The sequence below is a fragment of the Rhodobacter capsulatus genome (assembly GCF_005144475.1).
Lineage (GTDB): Bacteria > Pseudomonadota > Alphaproteobacteria > Rhodobacterales > Rhodobacteraceae > Rhodobacter > Rhodobacter capsulatus_C.
Genome location: NZ_SWJZ01000026.1, coordinates 33,885 through 46,989, shown reverse-complemented (window position 1 = coordinate 46,989; position 13,105 = coordinate 33,885). Strand labels below are relative to the sequence as shown.

At 69.4% G+C, this 13,105-nt stretch carries 10 protein-coding genes; 3 read left to right on the top strand and 7 right to left on the bottom strand.

Going from position 1 to position 13,105, the window contains the following annotated elements; all coding sequences use genetic code 11:
• Positions 1-100: 100 nt before the first annotated feature.
• From FBT96_RS08160 to FBT96_RS08145, 4 genes are read right to left on the bottom strand one after another with little or no spacing between them, the layout of a single operon-like run.
• On the bottom strand, positions 101-1,423 hold the full coding sequence (locus FBT96_RS08160) for a nitrogenase component 1 (RefSeq protein WP_136905816.1): 1,323 nt from the start codon (positions 1,421-1,423) through the stop codon (positions 101-103).
• Positions 1,423-2,778, bottom strand: a complete 1,356-nt coding sequence (locus FBT96_RS08155) for a nitrogenase component 1 (RefSeq protein WP_136905815.1) — start codon at positions 2,776-2,778, stop codon at positions 1,423-1,425. The genes FBT96_RS08160 and FBT96_RS08155 overlap by 1 nt, the downstream gene beginning before the upstream one ends.
• 1 nt (position 2,779) lies before the next feature.
• Positions 2,780-3,652 carry a nucleotide-binding protein gene (locus tag FBT96_RS08150; RefSeq protein WP_136905814.1) on the bottom strand — a complete coding sequence of 291 codons (873 nt, stop codon included), beginning with the start codon at positions 3,650-3,652 and terminating at the stop codon, positions 2,780-2,782.
• 48 nt (positions 3,653-3,700) lie between these two features.
• Positions 3,701-4,927 carry a radical SAM protein gene (locus FBT96_RS08145; RefSeq protein WP_136905813.1) on the bottom strand — a complete coding sequence of 409 codons (1,227 nt, stop codon included), beginning with the start codon at positions 4,925-4,927 and terminating at the stop codon, positions 3,701-3,703.
• A gap of 570 nt (positions 4,928-5,497) precedes the next feature.
• Between FBT96_RS08145 and FBT96_RS08140 the strand changes: the two genes are divergently transcribed.
• Genes FBT96_RS08140 through FBT96_RS08130 form a run of 3 tightly spaced genes read left to right on the top strand, consistent with a single transcriptional unit; the run spans position 5,498 to position 8,057 of the window.
• Positions 5,498-6,457, top strand: coding sequence for an aliphatic sulfonate ABC transporter substrate-binding protein (locus FBT96_RS08140; RefSeq protein ID WP_136905812.1), 960 nt, complete (start codon positions 5,498-5,500; stop codon positions 6,455-6,457).
• A gap of 11 nt (positions 6,458-6,468) precedes the next feature.
• Positions 6,469-7,311 (top strand): ABC transporter permease subunit, encoded by an 843-nt coding sequence (locus FBT96_RS08135; RefSeq protein WP_169583309.1) that lies wholly within the window; start codon positions 6,469-6,471, stop codon positions 7,309-7,311.
• Positions 7,308-8,057 (top strand): ABC transporter ATP-binding protein, encoded by a 750-nt coding sequence (locus tag FBT96_RS08130; protein WP_212635367.1) that lies wholly within the window; start codon positions 7,308-7,310, stop codon positions 8,055-8,057. The genes FBT96_RS08135 and FBT96_RS08130 overlap by 4 nt, the downstream gene beginning before the upstream one ends.
• A gap of 41 nt (positions 8,058-8,098) precedes the next feature.
• On the opposite strand, the gene xsc is transcribed toward FBT96_RS08130, so the two are convergent.
• The 3 genes from xsc to FBT96_RS08115 form a co-directional block, all read right to left on the bottom strand.
• Positions 8,099-9,871 (bottom strand): sulfoacetaldehyde acetyltransferase, encoded by a 1,773-nt coding sequence (gene xsc / locus FBT96_RS08125; protein WP_136905810.1) that lies wholly within the window; start codon positions 9,869-9,871, stop codon positions 8,099-8,101.
• An 84-nt stretch (positions 9,872-9,955) separates the two neighbouring features.
• The gene (tauR, locus tag FBT96_RS08120) at positions 9,956-11,410 is read right to left on the bottom strand and encodes a MocR-like taurine utilization transcriptional activator TauR (protein ID WP_136905809.1); all 1,455 of its coding nucleotides are present in this window, start codon (positions 11,408-11,410) and stop codon (positions 9,956-9,958) included.
• A 51-nt stretch (positions 11,411-11,461) separates the two neighbouring features.
• The gene (locus tag FBT96_RS08115) at positions 11,462-12,841 is read right to left on the bottom strand and encodes an aminotransferase family protein (protein ID WP_136905808.1); all 1,380 of its coding nucleotides are present in this window, start codon (positions 12,839-12,841) and stop codon (positions 11,462-11,464) included.
• Between the last annotated feature and the right edge of the window lie 264 nt (positions 12,842-13,105).

The window sequence follows — 13,105 nt, the reverse complement described above, 5'->3', positions numbered from 1 at the left end:
AACGGGGCACGGCGCGCGCGGCGCGGTGGCCCCGCAACACCGAACCCCCCGTCCCGAAACCGGGCCGGGGGGTGCTTTTTCTTCAATCGGCGGCAAGGGCTTATTCCGCCACGCGCGCAAAAGGCGCCGACGGCACCGCGGCGGGGATCGGAAAGACGGATGCCGCCCGCGGCGCGGGCTCCAGCGCGGACAAAAGCGCCGCGAAGACCCGCTCCGCCCCGCCCCGTCCGCTCAGACCGCCGCCCAGACCCTCGAGCCCCGGGGCCGCGCCCAGATCGACAACGTCCAGCCCCCGCGCCGCCGCGACCGCCGCCGCGGATGCGCCCCCCAGCAGCAGATCGGCGCCGCTTTCGCTCAGCGCCCGCGCCAGATCGGCGCCGTCCCCGGCGCAGGCCACGCCGGTCCGGGCCAGGGGCGCGCGGAACGCCTCGGGCGGGCTGTCGGTCAGGATCACCCGCACCGGCCAGCCCAGCGTCTCGCCCAGGAACCGCGCCAGCGGCCCGGCGCGCAGGCTGCCATCGGCCACCACGACCCGGCGCGGCGCCAGCGCCGCCAGCCGCTCCAGCACCGCATCGAAACGCCAGCCCTGATGCGCCCGTTCGCGCGCCAGATAACCCTCTGCCGCGGCGTCAAGCGGATGGCCGAGACGGTCGGAGAGCCTCCGCACCAGAGCTTCCGCCGCCTCGGCCCCCACCGGCAACCCGTCCGCCACGAGCACCGGGATCCCATGCCGCGCCGCCAGCACCTCGGCGGGCGCCGCGCCCCAGGGCGACAGCACAAGGCTGAGCGCCGCCCCGGCCGAAGCGTCCAGCGACGCAAGCCCGCCCTCGGGGCCGAAGATCGGATTGGCCGCAAGGCCGACCCCCTCCAGCAGCCGCGACAGCGTCTCGATCTCGGCCAGCCAGCCCGGATCCAGCCCGGGGGCGATGCCGAAAAGGTTCACCAGCGGCCGGTCGGCGCGCGTCGGCACGGGCGCGACATGGGCCAGAAGACCGGCCAGCAGCCGGGCATGGCCGTCATGCGCGGGGCCGTGAAATCCGGCCGTCTGCACCGCCACCACCCGCTCGCCCTGTGCGGTCAGTTCCTTCACCATCGCGCCCACATCATCGCCGATCATCTCGGCCGGGCAGCCGGTCAGCACCGCCAGCATCCCGCCCTCGAGCACCGCAAGGGCGTTCTTCATCTCCTCGCGCAGCCGCGAGGTGCCGCCGAAAACCACATGCTTGTCGGCCATGTTGGTCGCGGCGATCCGCGGCAGCCCGGGCGGTGCCCCGTAGCGCCCGCCCCCGGCAAAAAGCCCCGCCCGCAGCGCGCAGCCGGGGGTGGAATGGACGACGGGCGTGACCCCCGGGATCGCCGCGGCCGCCTGAATTGCGCCGTGCAAGGCACAGCCACCAAAGGGAAAAAGCGTCGGGCGGCCCATCAGCGCACCTCCTGTTTGATATGCCAGTCGGGGCTGCGCTTCAGCCAGCCCGGCGTATAGCCCGGCCGCGCGCTTTGCGCCGCGGTGCGCGCCAGGGCCCGGCGGGCAAGGGCGGTCTCGACCGCCCCGGTCAAGGCCTCGGCCGCGCCCGCCCCGATCAGCCGCGCCGGATCAAGCACCGCGGCGGGCAGGCCCTGCCGCAACGCCACCGCCACCGCATCGCTGGCGCCCAGCAGCAGATCCGGCGCATTGCGGCGCAGCAGGCCCGCCAGTTCAAAGCCCTGCCCCTCGCCCACATGGATCTGCAGATCCGGCCAGCGCTCGGCCAGCGCGCCCAGCGCCGCGGCATGGCTGCGGTCCAGATGCGGCACCGAAAGCACCGTCACCGCGCCGCCCAGATCGCCGATCAGCTCTGCCGCGGCCAGCCCCCAGGCGGTGGGCAAGGCCAGCGCGAGGCGCCGCCCCGCAAGCGGCTGCGACAGGTTGCGCGGCGGGGCCGCCGGGGCCGCCGCGCCGCCCAGCGCCGCCACCCGGCGCAAGACCGCCACCGTCGCCTGCGCGCCCAAGGGCAGCGCGACATCCAGCCGGGTCACGCCGAACCGGGTTTCCAGCCCCTCGGCCAAGAGCCCGAGCAGATCCGGCGCCAGAACAAGGCTCGCCTCGGCCCGGCCCGCCCGGGCAATGTCGGCCACCCCGGCCCCCGCGGGCAGGATGTTGACCCGCCAGCCCAGCGCCTCGATCTGGCCCGCCAGCGCCGCAAGTTCGGGGCTGCGGGTGCTGGTGAGCAGGTTCAAAAGCCCCGGTTCGCGCTCGGTCTCCTCGGCATCGACCAGCTGCAACAGCGCCTCTGCCGCCGCATCGCCGCCGGTCGCGGGCACGGCCGAACGGACCCCCTCGGTGCGGACCCAGACCACCGGCTTGTCCAGCTCGAGGCCAAGCGCCGCGACGGTCGCCCGGATGTCATCGGAATTGATCGCGACGACCGGGCTGCCCAGAACCGCGATCGCCGCCAGAGGATGCGCGGCGTCCAGCGCCCGCACCGTCTCGGCCAGCACCTCGCCCGAGCCGAGCACGGTGTCGCGCTGATCAAGATCGGTCACGGCGAGCGGCGCGGCCCCGGGCGCGCGGACGGCACAGCCGCGCGGCCCATGCACGACAAGACCCAGATCGGGGATGTCCGACAGCAAAGCCAGCGCCGGGCGCAGATCATCGGGGGCGGCTTCGCTGAAGGTGCGGATCCGCCGCGGCGGCGTGCCCGCGGCGAATTCGGCGGCCAGATCGGCGGCACGGCCCAGCAAGGCCTGCGTCGCGTCAAGCCGCGTCTCGCGCGGCTCCAGTCTCGGGCGGCGGGCCATCTTACGCGCTCCGCACGGCGGCGGCGCGTTCGGCGCCAAAGATCCGGTCGCCCCAGTCCCGCGCCCAGTCCTTCAGATCCGGGCCGTTGAGCGGCTTCGGCAACCGCGTTTCCAGATCGCCCGTCACCCGGCGCGCCAGCTTGCGGTAGACCTCGGCCTGGTCGGAATAGGGCGCGGCCTCGATCACCGTTTGCCCATAAAGCTCGGCCTGCGCCACCTCGACCGAGCGCGGCACATAGCCCACCACCTCGGTGCCGGTGCGATGGGCGAAATCGTCGATCAGCCCGCGGGCATGGTCCAGCTGCAGGTTGTTGGCGATGATGCCGCCCAGCCGCGCGCCGCCCGAGGGCGCATATTTGTCGATCGCCTTGAACAGGTTGTTGGCGGCAAAGATCGCCATGAAATCGGAACTGGTGACGACGAAGGCGCGATCCGCGATGCCGTCGCGGATCGGCACGGCGAACCCGCCGCAGACGACATCGCCCAGGACGTCGTAAAGCACGTAATCGGGGGCGAAGGTCTCAAAAACGCGCAATTCCTCCAGCAGATCGACCGCGGCCGAGATGCCGCGCCCGGCGCAGCCCACGCCGGGCACCGGCCCGCCCGCCTCGATGCAGAGCACGCCGCCAAAGCCCACGGCCGAGATGTCTTCCAACTTCGGCTTGCGCGACCGGTCGCGCAGGCTGTCCAGCACGGTGGGCAGCTCCGCCCCGCCGCGCAGGATCGTGGTCGAGTCGGATTTCGGATCGCAGCCGACCTGAATGACGCGATGGCCCGCTTCGGCCAAAGCGGCCGCGATGTTCGAGGTGGTGGTGGATTTGCCGATGCCACCCTTGCCGTAAATGGCGATGTGGCGGGGATGATCAAGGCTCAAGGGGATGTCCTTTCAGGTGCGGAAAGGGGGGCGTTGCCGCCCCCGAGGTCATTCGGCGGCGACGGCGGTGCCGGTGAAGATCGGCAGCGTTTCCGCCTCGATCCGCCAGATGTCATGCTGCAGGCTCGTCACATCGGCGTTGCTGTCGTAAAGGTTCGCCCAGGTGAAGCCGGCCTTCTGCCAGATCGCCGCGATGCGGTGGCCAAGATCGAGATACCAGTCCGGTTCGGGGGCGCGGTGGCCTTCAAGATCCGAGCCCGGATTGGGGCACCAGATCGAGGCGGTGCCGACCGCGCCCTTGTCGGCAAGGTATTGAATCCCCGCCAAAAGGCTTTTCTTCGGCTCGATGCCGCCGACGAAATTCGAGCGCACGTTGCCATGCCCGAAGACGCCCACCGAATATTCGATCGCCTTCAGCCAGTGATCCCAGCCGCCCGAATCCCGCGCCTTGCCGGGGCAGATCGCGTTGTAGATGCCCTTGTCCCAGAATTCGAGGTTGAGGCCCACGGTGCGGTAGCCCGCCTCCTTGAAGCGGTCGAGATTGCGCAGATCGATCGGCGCTGCGACGACGGCGGTGCCGTTGAAATCCTCGACCCCCGCATATTTGCGCAGCGCATCGGCGACATCGAGGTAATATTCCAGCTCGCGCCGTTCCGGGATCACACCGCCGGTGATGTTGACGTGATCGACCAGCCCCGCCCGATGCGCCTCGGCATAGGTTTCACCGATCTGACGCGCGGTCTTCCAGAAGATCCCGGTCTTTTCGCCATAGGTGTCCTTGGTGAAATTGATGTTGCAAAACAGGCAGTCCTCGCCCTTCGCCTTGTAGGAACACTCGTTCGAATAGGCGACGAAGAACTGCCGTTCCGAGCCCAGCGTGGCGATGGTGGACATCGCCACCCCGTCCGAGGTCTGCTTGCCGTAAAACGCCGGACGGTCCGGGAAGAAGGCCTCGGCCAGCGCCTCGTCGCCGCGCACGACGATGGTGCGGTTGCCGTCGAGCACGATCCGGTCGCGCGCCTCGGGGTTCAGCCGGAACGGCACGACAAGGCCGTGATCCAGCCGGAAGTGGCTGGGTTGTTCGTCCTCATGCACGACGAAATCCATCTCGAAGAGCGTGTGGACCTGTTCTTGCGTCCTGATGCCCGGGGCGATGTGGGCCAGCGCCTCGGGGCTGATCGACACGCCATCGGTGTAAAGCCGCGCCTTCAGCGCGAGTTCGGCCCAGAGCCGGTCCTTGAGGCCGATCGGACGGGGAAGCACGGGAGCATTCATCGGGTCATCCTTGGGAAAGCATTGCAAAAGGGGGGCCAGCCACCGGCCGGCCGGCCTTGGGCGCGGTCGGAAGGGGCGGGATCGGGATCAACTGGTCTCGCGGGCAACGGCGGGGGCCGATACACGGCTAAATCCGTCGTTATTTTGATGCCACGGAACCCGGCCCGGTTCCATTCCAAGTTGCCGCGCCGCGGGGGAAGGATCGCCCTGCGCGAAACCGCTGTCGAAGCAAGGTTTTTCCGCCGCCCCGGAAACGGCGCCAGAGGCTTCGGCACGGCGGGAGAACGGATCTTGTCTTGTTGCGGCAAGAACAGCGGAATTCTTCCCGGCGACGCGCAGGCCACAGAGCGCCCGTTCCGCCCGGCCGAAGGGGCGCCCCTCAGGATCGCCTCGCAAAACAATGTTTTAAATGTCTTTTTTCAGATGAGCACAGCGGCGCGGTCGCGGCGCGGGGCACCCCTCCGCACCGGCGCCGGGAAATACTCGACACGTTGACTCGTGTATGAAACCTGCGAAGGTCCGCCCCAGAGCACCATCCGCAGACGGGCAAACGCCCCGGGAGACAGACAGATGACACGACTGACACGCCGCAGCTTCGGGCTTTCGGCCCTGGCGCTGGCCGCCCTTGCGGGGGCGCCGTTGCGGGCCGAGACGGTCTCGACCTTGAAGATCGGCTATCAGAAGACCAACCTGCCGGTGATCGCGCAGCGCCAGCGCAGCCTTGAAACCGCGCTCGCGCCGCTTGGCGTCACGGTGGACTGGGTGCAGTTCGCCGCCGGGCCGCCGCTGGTCGAGGCGCTGAACGTCGGCGCGATCCAGCTGGGCTGGACCGGCGACGCGCCGCCGATCTTCGGGCAATCCTCGGGGGCGGCGATTTCCTATGTCGCCGCCCTGCCCCCGAATGGCGCGGGCGAGGCGATCATCGCGCGGCCCGACAGCGGCATTGCGACGCTTGCCGATCTCAGGGGGCGCAAGGTCGCCGTGGGCAAGGGCACCAGCGCGCAGAACCTGCTGATCGCGGCGCTCGAGGCGCATGGCCTCGCCTTCCGCGATGTCGAGCCGGTCTTCCTGGGCCCCGCCGATGCCGCCGCCGCCTTCGGTTCGGGCGCGGTCGATGCCTGGTCGATCTGGGATCCGTTCCTCGCCATCGCCGAGGTGACGCACAAGCCCGTCGTGCTGATCCGCGCCCCCGAGGTGCTGAGGGTCAACACCTGGTTCCTCGCCAACCGCGACTTTGCCGCGGAGGCGACGAACACCCCGGTGATCGAGGCGGTGCTGGCGGCGCTGAAAGCGGCGGCAAGCTGGGCCGACAGCCACCGCGCCGAGGTGGCCCAGGCCCTGCACGAGGTCACCGGCGTGCCGATCGCGGCGCAGACACTGGCCGCCGACCGGGCGCAGTTCGGCATTTTCGAGATCACCCCCGAGATCCTTGCCGCGCAGCAGGACACCGCGGACCGGTTCTTCCGGCTCGGCCTGATCCCCACCGCGATCACCGTCTCCGACGCGCTCTGGACCCCGGCGAAGGGCTGAAGGACAAGACGATGACCGTGATGACCACCGAGCCGGACCGGCTGGCCCGCGCCCTGTCGCCGGCTCGGCTGCGGCGCCTGCGGCCGGCCGGGCGGGCGCTGGTCGGCTGGGCGCTGCCGGTGCTGGCGCTGGCGCTGTGGGAGGGGCTGGCGCGGGCGGGGGTGATCCGCGCCAATGTGCTGCCTGCGCCGTCCGCCGTGCTGGCGGCGGGCTGGGCGCTGACGCTCTCGGGCGATCTGGCCCGCAACATCGCCGTCAGCGCCGCCCGCGCGCTGACCGGCTTCCTGCTTGGCGGCGGCATCGGCTTCGCGCTGGGCCTTGCCAATGGTCTTTCGGCGCAAAGCCGGGCGCTCACAGACACCACGCTGCAGATGATCCGCAACATTCCGCATCTGGCGCTGATCCCGCTGGTCATCCTGTGGTTCGGCATCGGCGAGGAGGCGAAGATCTTCCTTGTCGCGCTGGGGGTGTTCTTTCCGATCTATGTCAACACGCTTCTGGGCATTCAAAGCACCGACCCGCAGCTGATCGAGATGGGGCGGATCTACGGCATGGGGCGCGCGCGGCTGTTTGCCCGCGTCATCCTGCCCGGGGCGCTGCCCGCGATCTTCACCGGGCTGCGTTACGGGCTGGGCATCATGTGGCTGACGCTGATCGTCGCCGAGACGATCTCGGCGCAGGCGGGGCTGGGCTACATGGCGATGCAGGCGCGGGAATTCCTGCAGATCGACGTCGTGGTGCTGTCGATCCTGATCTATGCGCTTTTGGGCAAGCTGGCCGACAGCCTTGCCCGCGCATTGGAACGGGCCTGCCTGCAATGGCACCCGGCCTTTTCGGGAAAGGGTTCGACATGACCTCTGCATCGCAATCTTCTGCCGCGGCTTTCAGCTTTCGCGCGGTCGAGCGGCGCTTTGGCGACAAGCGGGTGCTTTGCGGGCTCGATCTGAGCGTGCCGCGGGGGCAGTTTCTGGCGGTGATCGGCAAGTCCGGCTGCGGGAAATCGACCTTCCTGCGCCTGCTCACCGGGCTTGACCGCCCGGACGGCGGCACGATCCTGCGCGACGGGTCCGGGCGGGACGCGGCGGGCCCGCGGATCATGTTTCAGGAACCGCGGCTGCTGCCCTGGGCCCGGATCGGCGAGAATGTCGCGGTCGGTCTGACCGGGCTCGCCGAGGGGGCCGACGCCACGGCCCGCACCCGGGCGATCCTGGCCGAGGTCGGTCTGGGCGAGCGTGCGGGGGACTGGCCCGCGGCGCTTTCGGGCGGGCAGAAACAGCGGGTGGCGCTGGCCCGGGCGCTGGTCGGCGCGCCGCATGTGCTGGCGCTGGACGAGCCCCTGGGCGCGCTGGATGCGCTGACCCGGATCGAGATGCAGGGGCTTCTGGAACGGGTCTGGCGCGAAAAGCGCTTTACCGCGGTCCTTGTGACGCATGATGTCGCCGAGGCGGTGGTGCTGGCGGATCGGGTGATCGTGCTGGATGCGGGGCGGATCGCGCTGGATCTGTCGATCGACCTGCCCCGCCCCCGGCGTCACGGGGCGGCCGCCGTGGCGGCGCTGGAACAGCGCCTGCTCGATGTGCTGTTCGGCGCGGCGGCCTGATCCCTCAGCCCGGCGCAGACACCGCACCGCCTGCGCCCGGCTTACAGCGGCTGCCCCCGCATGTCGGCGGGATCGATGCCCGCCACCACGACCGGCTTCGTCATCGCATCGCGGCGGAACGGCTCGCCCAGTTCCTGATTGATCAGGGCCTCGATCAGCACCGTCCGGCCCGCCGCCTGAGCGTCAAGCGCCCGCCGCAGCGCCTCGGTCAGCTCTTCCATCGTGCGGGCCACGACGCCCTGCAAGCCGCAGGCCTGCGCGATCCCGGCATAGCTGACCTGCGGATCAAGTTCCGTGCCGACGAAATTGTCGTCATACCAAAGCGTGGAATTGCGCTTTTCCGCGCCCCACTGGTAGTTGCGGAACACCACCATGGTGATCGCGGGCCAGTCGGCGCGGCCGATCGCCGTCAGTTCCGTGACCGAAATGCCGAAGGCGCCGTCGCCCGCGAAACCGACCACCGGCACCCCGGGACAGGCGATCTTCGCGCCGACGATCGCGGGCAGCCCATAGCCGCAGGGGCCAAACAGCCCCGGCGCCAGATATTTCCGCCCCGCCGCGAAGCTTGGATAAGCGTTGCCGATGGCGCAATTGTTGCCGATGTCCGAGGACAGGATCGCCTCGGGCGGCAGGGCTGCCGTGATCGCGCGCCAGGCCATGCGCGGGCTCATCCAACCGGGTTTCGCGGCGCGGGCCCGTTCGTTCCAGCTGGTGCCCGGGTCGTCGTCTTCGTGGTCCATCGCGGCGAGTTCCTGCGCCCAGCGGCTTTTCGTCGTGGCGATCAGCGCGCCGCGCGCGCCCCGGTCGGCCTCGCCCGCCTCGGGGGCCAGCCGCGCCAGGATCCCCCGCGCCACCGCCCCGGCATCGGCGGCGATGCCAAGGCTGACCAGCCGCGTCAGGCCGATCCGGTCGGGGTTGATGTCCACCTGGATGATCGCTGCCGCCTTCGGCCAATAGTCGATGCCATAGCCCGGCAGCGTCGAGAACGGGTTGAGCCGGGTGCCCAGACACAGCACCACATCGGCTTTTGAAATCAACTGCATGGCGGCTTTCGAGCCGTTGTAGCCCAAAGGCCCCGCATAAAGCGGATGGGCGCCCGGGAAAGCGTCATTGTGCTGATAGCCGACGCAGACCGGGGCGGAGAGCCGCTCGGCCAGCGCCACCGTGTCGGGGATCGCGTCCGAGAGCACCACCCCTGCGCCGTTCAGGATCACCGGAAACCGCGCGCCCGAAAGCAGCGCCGCCGCGCGGTCGAGCGCCTGCGGATCGGGCGCGGGCCGGGGCAGATCGGCGCCCTGCGGCAGCTCGATGTCGATGATCTTGGTGAACAGGTCGCGCGGCAGGTTGATCTGCGCGGGCGCCGAGGCGCGGCGCGCCTTGCGGATCACCCGGTCGAGCACCTCGGCGATGCGGGCGGGGTCGCGGACCTCCTCCTGCCAGCAGACCATGTCCTTGAACAGCGCCATCTGCTCGACTTCCTGAAAGCCGCCCTGCCCGATCGTCCGGTTCGCCGCCTGCGGCGTCACCACCAGCATCGGCGTATGGTTCCAGTAGGCGGTCTTCACGGCGGTGACGAAATTCGTCACCCCGGGGCCGTTTTGCGCGATGATCATCGCCATCCGCCCCGAGGCGCGGGTGAAACCATCGGCCATCATCCCGCCCGAGCCCTCATGCGCGCAGTCGAAAAACCGGATGCCCGCGCGCGGAAACAGATCGGAAATCGGCATGAAGGCCGAGCCGATGATGCCAAAGGCAGTGTCGATCCCGTGGCGCTGCAAAACTTTGACGAAGGCTTCTTCGGTGGTCATCCGCATCGGTCTCTCCTGAGCTTTTCGGCCAATGAACCCCGGAGCGGCGCGAAATCTTAGGTCCAGAGCGCGAAATCGGATAGGGCCAGATCAGCGCAGCGCCCTTGCGATGCGGGCGATGCCCTCGGGGATCGCGGCGGGACCGATCGAGGAATAGGCGAGACGGTAGAAATTGCGCTGCGCGCGCGCCGGATCGAAGAACACCCGGCCGGGTTCGATCAGCACCCCCTCGGCGCGCAGGCCCAGCGCCAGATCTTCGGTATCGACCGTCCCGGGGGCCTGCATCCAGAACGACGAGCCGCCGAAACCGCCCTGCCCAGCCACCTGCAACCCGTTGTCTTCGATCGCTTTCGCCATCACCTCGCGGCGGGTGCGGAACGACGCTTTCATCCGCGCCACCAGCGCATCGTAATGGCCAAGCGACAGGAAAAGCGCCAGCGTGCGTTGCAGCTGCCCCGGCGGATGGCGCAGCACGGTGGCGCGCAGCGCCCGCACCGCCGCAACAAAGGGCGCGGGCGCGACGAGATAGCCCAGCCGCAGCCCCGGAAACAGCGATTTCGAGAACGAGCCCAGATGCACGACGCGCCCGCCCGCATCGAGCGATTTCAGCGAGGGCGCAGCCGATTGCAGGAAGGACATCTCGAATTCGTAATCATCCTCGAGGATCAGGAAATCCCCCGTCTCGGCCGCCGCCAGCAGCGCCAGCCGCCGCTCGACCGGCAGGGTGGCATTGGTCGGGCAATGATGGCTTGCGGTGGTGACCACCAGCTTGAGCCGCGCGGGCAGATGCTCGGGCGGCAGCCCGCGATCGTCGACATCGACCGAAAGCACCTCGGCCCCGGTCGTGCCCAGCACCGCGCGCGTGCCCGGATAGCCCGGGTTTTCCATCACCGCGCGCTCGCCCGGCCCGAGCAAGACCTGCGCCGCCAGCCAGAGCCCGTTCTGCGCCCCCATGGTGATCAGCACCTCGGAGGGCACGGCCGCGATGCCGCGACGGGGCAGGATGTGGCGCAGGATGTATTCGACGAGCAGCGGATCGTCTTCGTCGTAGCAATCCGCCGAAAGCCTGTGAAACTCACGTCGACCAAGGGCTTGAAGCGCACAGGCCCGCCAGTTCTGATGGTCGAAAAGCTCTGGATCGGCCTGCCCGTAGATGAAGGGATAGCGATAGAGCGACCAGTCGCGCGGCCGGTCCGGGCGCGGCAGGCCCTGCGCGCGGGGATGCAGAAGCCGGGCCCAATCGGCGTGGGCCCCATCCCGGGGCAGGGGCTGGGCGTTGCGCGCATCGGGGGCGGCGGCCGAAACGAAGGTGCCGGACCGCCCCCGCGCCAGCAGGTAATCCGAGGCCACAAGATCGGCATAGGCCAGCGTCACGGTGATCCGCGCGACACCCAGATGCGCCGCCAGCGCCCGCGTCGAGGGCATCCGGTCGCCCGGGCGAAACCGGCCGGAGAGGATCCCTTCCGTCACCATCTGGCGCAGGCGGTGTTGCAGCGATCCCTGCCCGCCCGGCGCCAGAAAGAAGCTTTCGACCGCAATGGCCATCTTCGCCCCACCGCTGTTCTGGACCCATCAGGGATAGGTCCAGCGCCGCTGTCAAGCCGCGAGACGGCTCAGGGCGGCGTCGATCACCTCGGTGATGCGGTCGATCTCGGGTTCCGAGGCGATCAGCGCGGGGGCAAGACAGAGCGTCGTGTTGAGCCCGGGGATCGAGCGGTTGGTGGCGCCGATCAGCACGCCCTGCGCCGCGCAATCGGCCACGACGGCCTGCACCTTCGCCTCGGAAAGCGGCTCTTTCGTGCGCCGGTCGGCCACCAGTTCCGCCCCGCAAAACAAGCCCTTGCCGCGCACGTCGCCAATCACCGCATGCCGTTCGGCAAGATCTTGCAGGTTCGACAGCAGCCGGTCGCCCATCCGGGTGGTGTTCTCCAAAAGCCCCTCCTCCTCGATGATCCGCAAGGTTTCGAGCGCCGCCGCAGGACCGGCGGTGCAGCCGCCAAAGGTGGAGATGTCGCGGAAATGGCACAGCGGATCGGCGGGCGCGTCCTTGAACAGATCAAAGACAGCCTCGGTCGTGACGGTGCAGGAAATCGCCGCGTAACCGGCCGCCACGCCCTTCGCCATGGTGACGAAATCGGGCTGAATGCCGTAGTGCTGATAGCCGAACCAGGCGCCGGTGCGGCCAAGGCCGCAGACGACTTCGTCAAGATGCAGCAAGATGTTGTATTTGCGGCAGATGTGGCTCACCTTTTCCCAGTAGCCCGCGGGCGGCACGATCACGCCCCCGCCCGCGGTGATCGGCTCGAGCACAAGGCAACCGATGCTGTCGGGCCCCTCGCGCAGGATCACCTCCTCGATCGCATCGGCGGCGCGCTCGCCGTAATTGGCGACATCCCATTGCGCCCGGTATTCCAGGCAATGCGGGACCATGACGAAACCATCCGGGAACGGCCCGTAGTGCGCGGCCCGCTGCGCCTGCCCCGAAGTGGCGAGCGCGGCAATGGTGGTGCCGTGGTAATCCCTTTCCCGGAAAAGGATTTTCCCCTTCCGACCGCCGTGATGGCGATGCGAGATCTGCCGCACCATCTTGTAGACCTTCTCGTTCGCCTCGGAGCCCGAGTTCGAATAATAGACGCGCGACAGCCCCGGCATCTTCGCGATCAGCGCCTCGGCATAGCGCGCCCCGGGCACGGTGCCCGCCGCCCCCGCGTAATAGGGCAGACGCATCAGCTGCTCCTGCACCGCGCGCGCGATGTCGGCGCGGCCATAGCCGAGGTTCACCGTCCAGACCCCGCCCGAGGTGGCGTCCAGAAACTCGCGCCCGGTCGCATCCCACAGCCGCATCCCCTTCCCTTCGACAAAGACGCGCGGGTCGGTGGTTTCATAGGCTTTGTGCTGGCTCAGGTGATGCCAGACATGGGCGCGATCAGCGGCGATGATCGGGGCGGCATCTTGCGGAAGCGGGGCGGCGTGCATTTGGGCCTCTGGCTGAACGTGGGATTGGCCCGACCATGCCAGCGGCAGCCCGGCCCGATTAGGTCCAGTTTCGCCGAAGCCTTGAGTCCAGAGCGCGGATTTCGCCGCCGTGGCGGGATTTTCTTCCCCCGCAGCCCCGCCAAGGCCCCGCGCCGCGCCTTGTTTTGCTGGCCCGAAGAAGAATTCCTCTCTGCCGCAGCCCGGAGAGAGATTTTTCCTGCCGTCCGGCGCGCGCCTTTGGAATGGCGTCCGGGCCGCGGATCA

Coding starts and splice junctions, on each gene's coding strand:
- FBT96_RS08155 (WP_136905815.1), bottom strand. CDS start 2,778: ATGGCCCGCCGCCCGAGACTGGAGCCGCGCGAGACGCGGCTTGACGCG.
- FBT96_RS08145 (WP_136905813.1), bottom strand. CDS start 4,927: ATGAATGCTCCCGTGCTTCCCCGTCCGATCGGCCTCAAGGACCGGCTC.
- tauR (WP_136905809.1), bottom strand. CDS start 11,410: ATGGCCATTGCGGTCGAAAGCTTCTTTCTGGCGCCGGGCGGGCAGGGA.
- FBT96_RS08130 (WP_212635367.1), top strand. CDS start 7,308: ATGACCTCTGCATCGCAATCTTCTGCCGCGGCTTTCAGCTTTCGCGCG.
- FBT96_RS08135 (WP_169583309.1), top strand. CDS start 6,469: ATGACCGTGATGACCACCGAGCCGGACCGGCTGGCCCGCGCCCTGTCG.
- xsc (WP_136905810.1), bottom strand. CDS start 9,871: ATGCGGATGACCACCGAAGAAGCCTTCGTCAAAGTTTTGCAGCGCCAC.
- FBT96_RS08140 (WP_136905812.1), top strand. CDS start 5,498: ATGACACGACTGACACGCCGCAGCTTCGGGCTTTCGGCCCTGGCGCTG.
- FBT96_RS08160 (WP_136905816.1), bottom strand. CDS start 1,423: ATGGGCCGCCCGACGCTTTTTCCCTTTGGTGGCTGTGCCTTGCACGGC.
- FBT96_RS08115 (WP_136905808.1), bottom strand. CDS start 12,841: ATGCACGCCGCCCCGCTTCCGCAAGATGCCGCCCCGATCATCGCCGCT.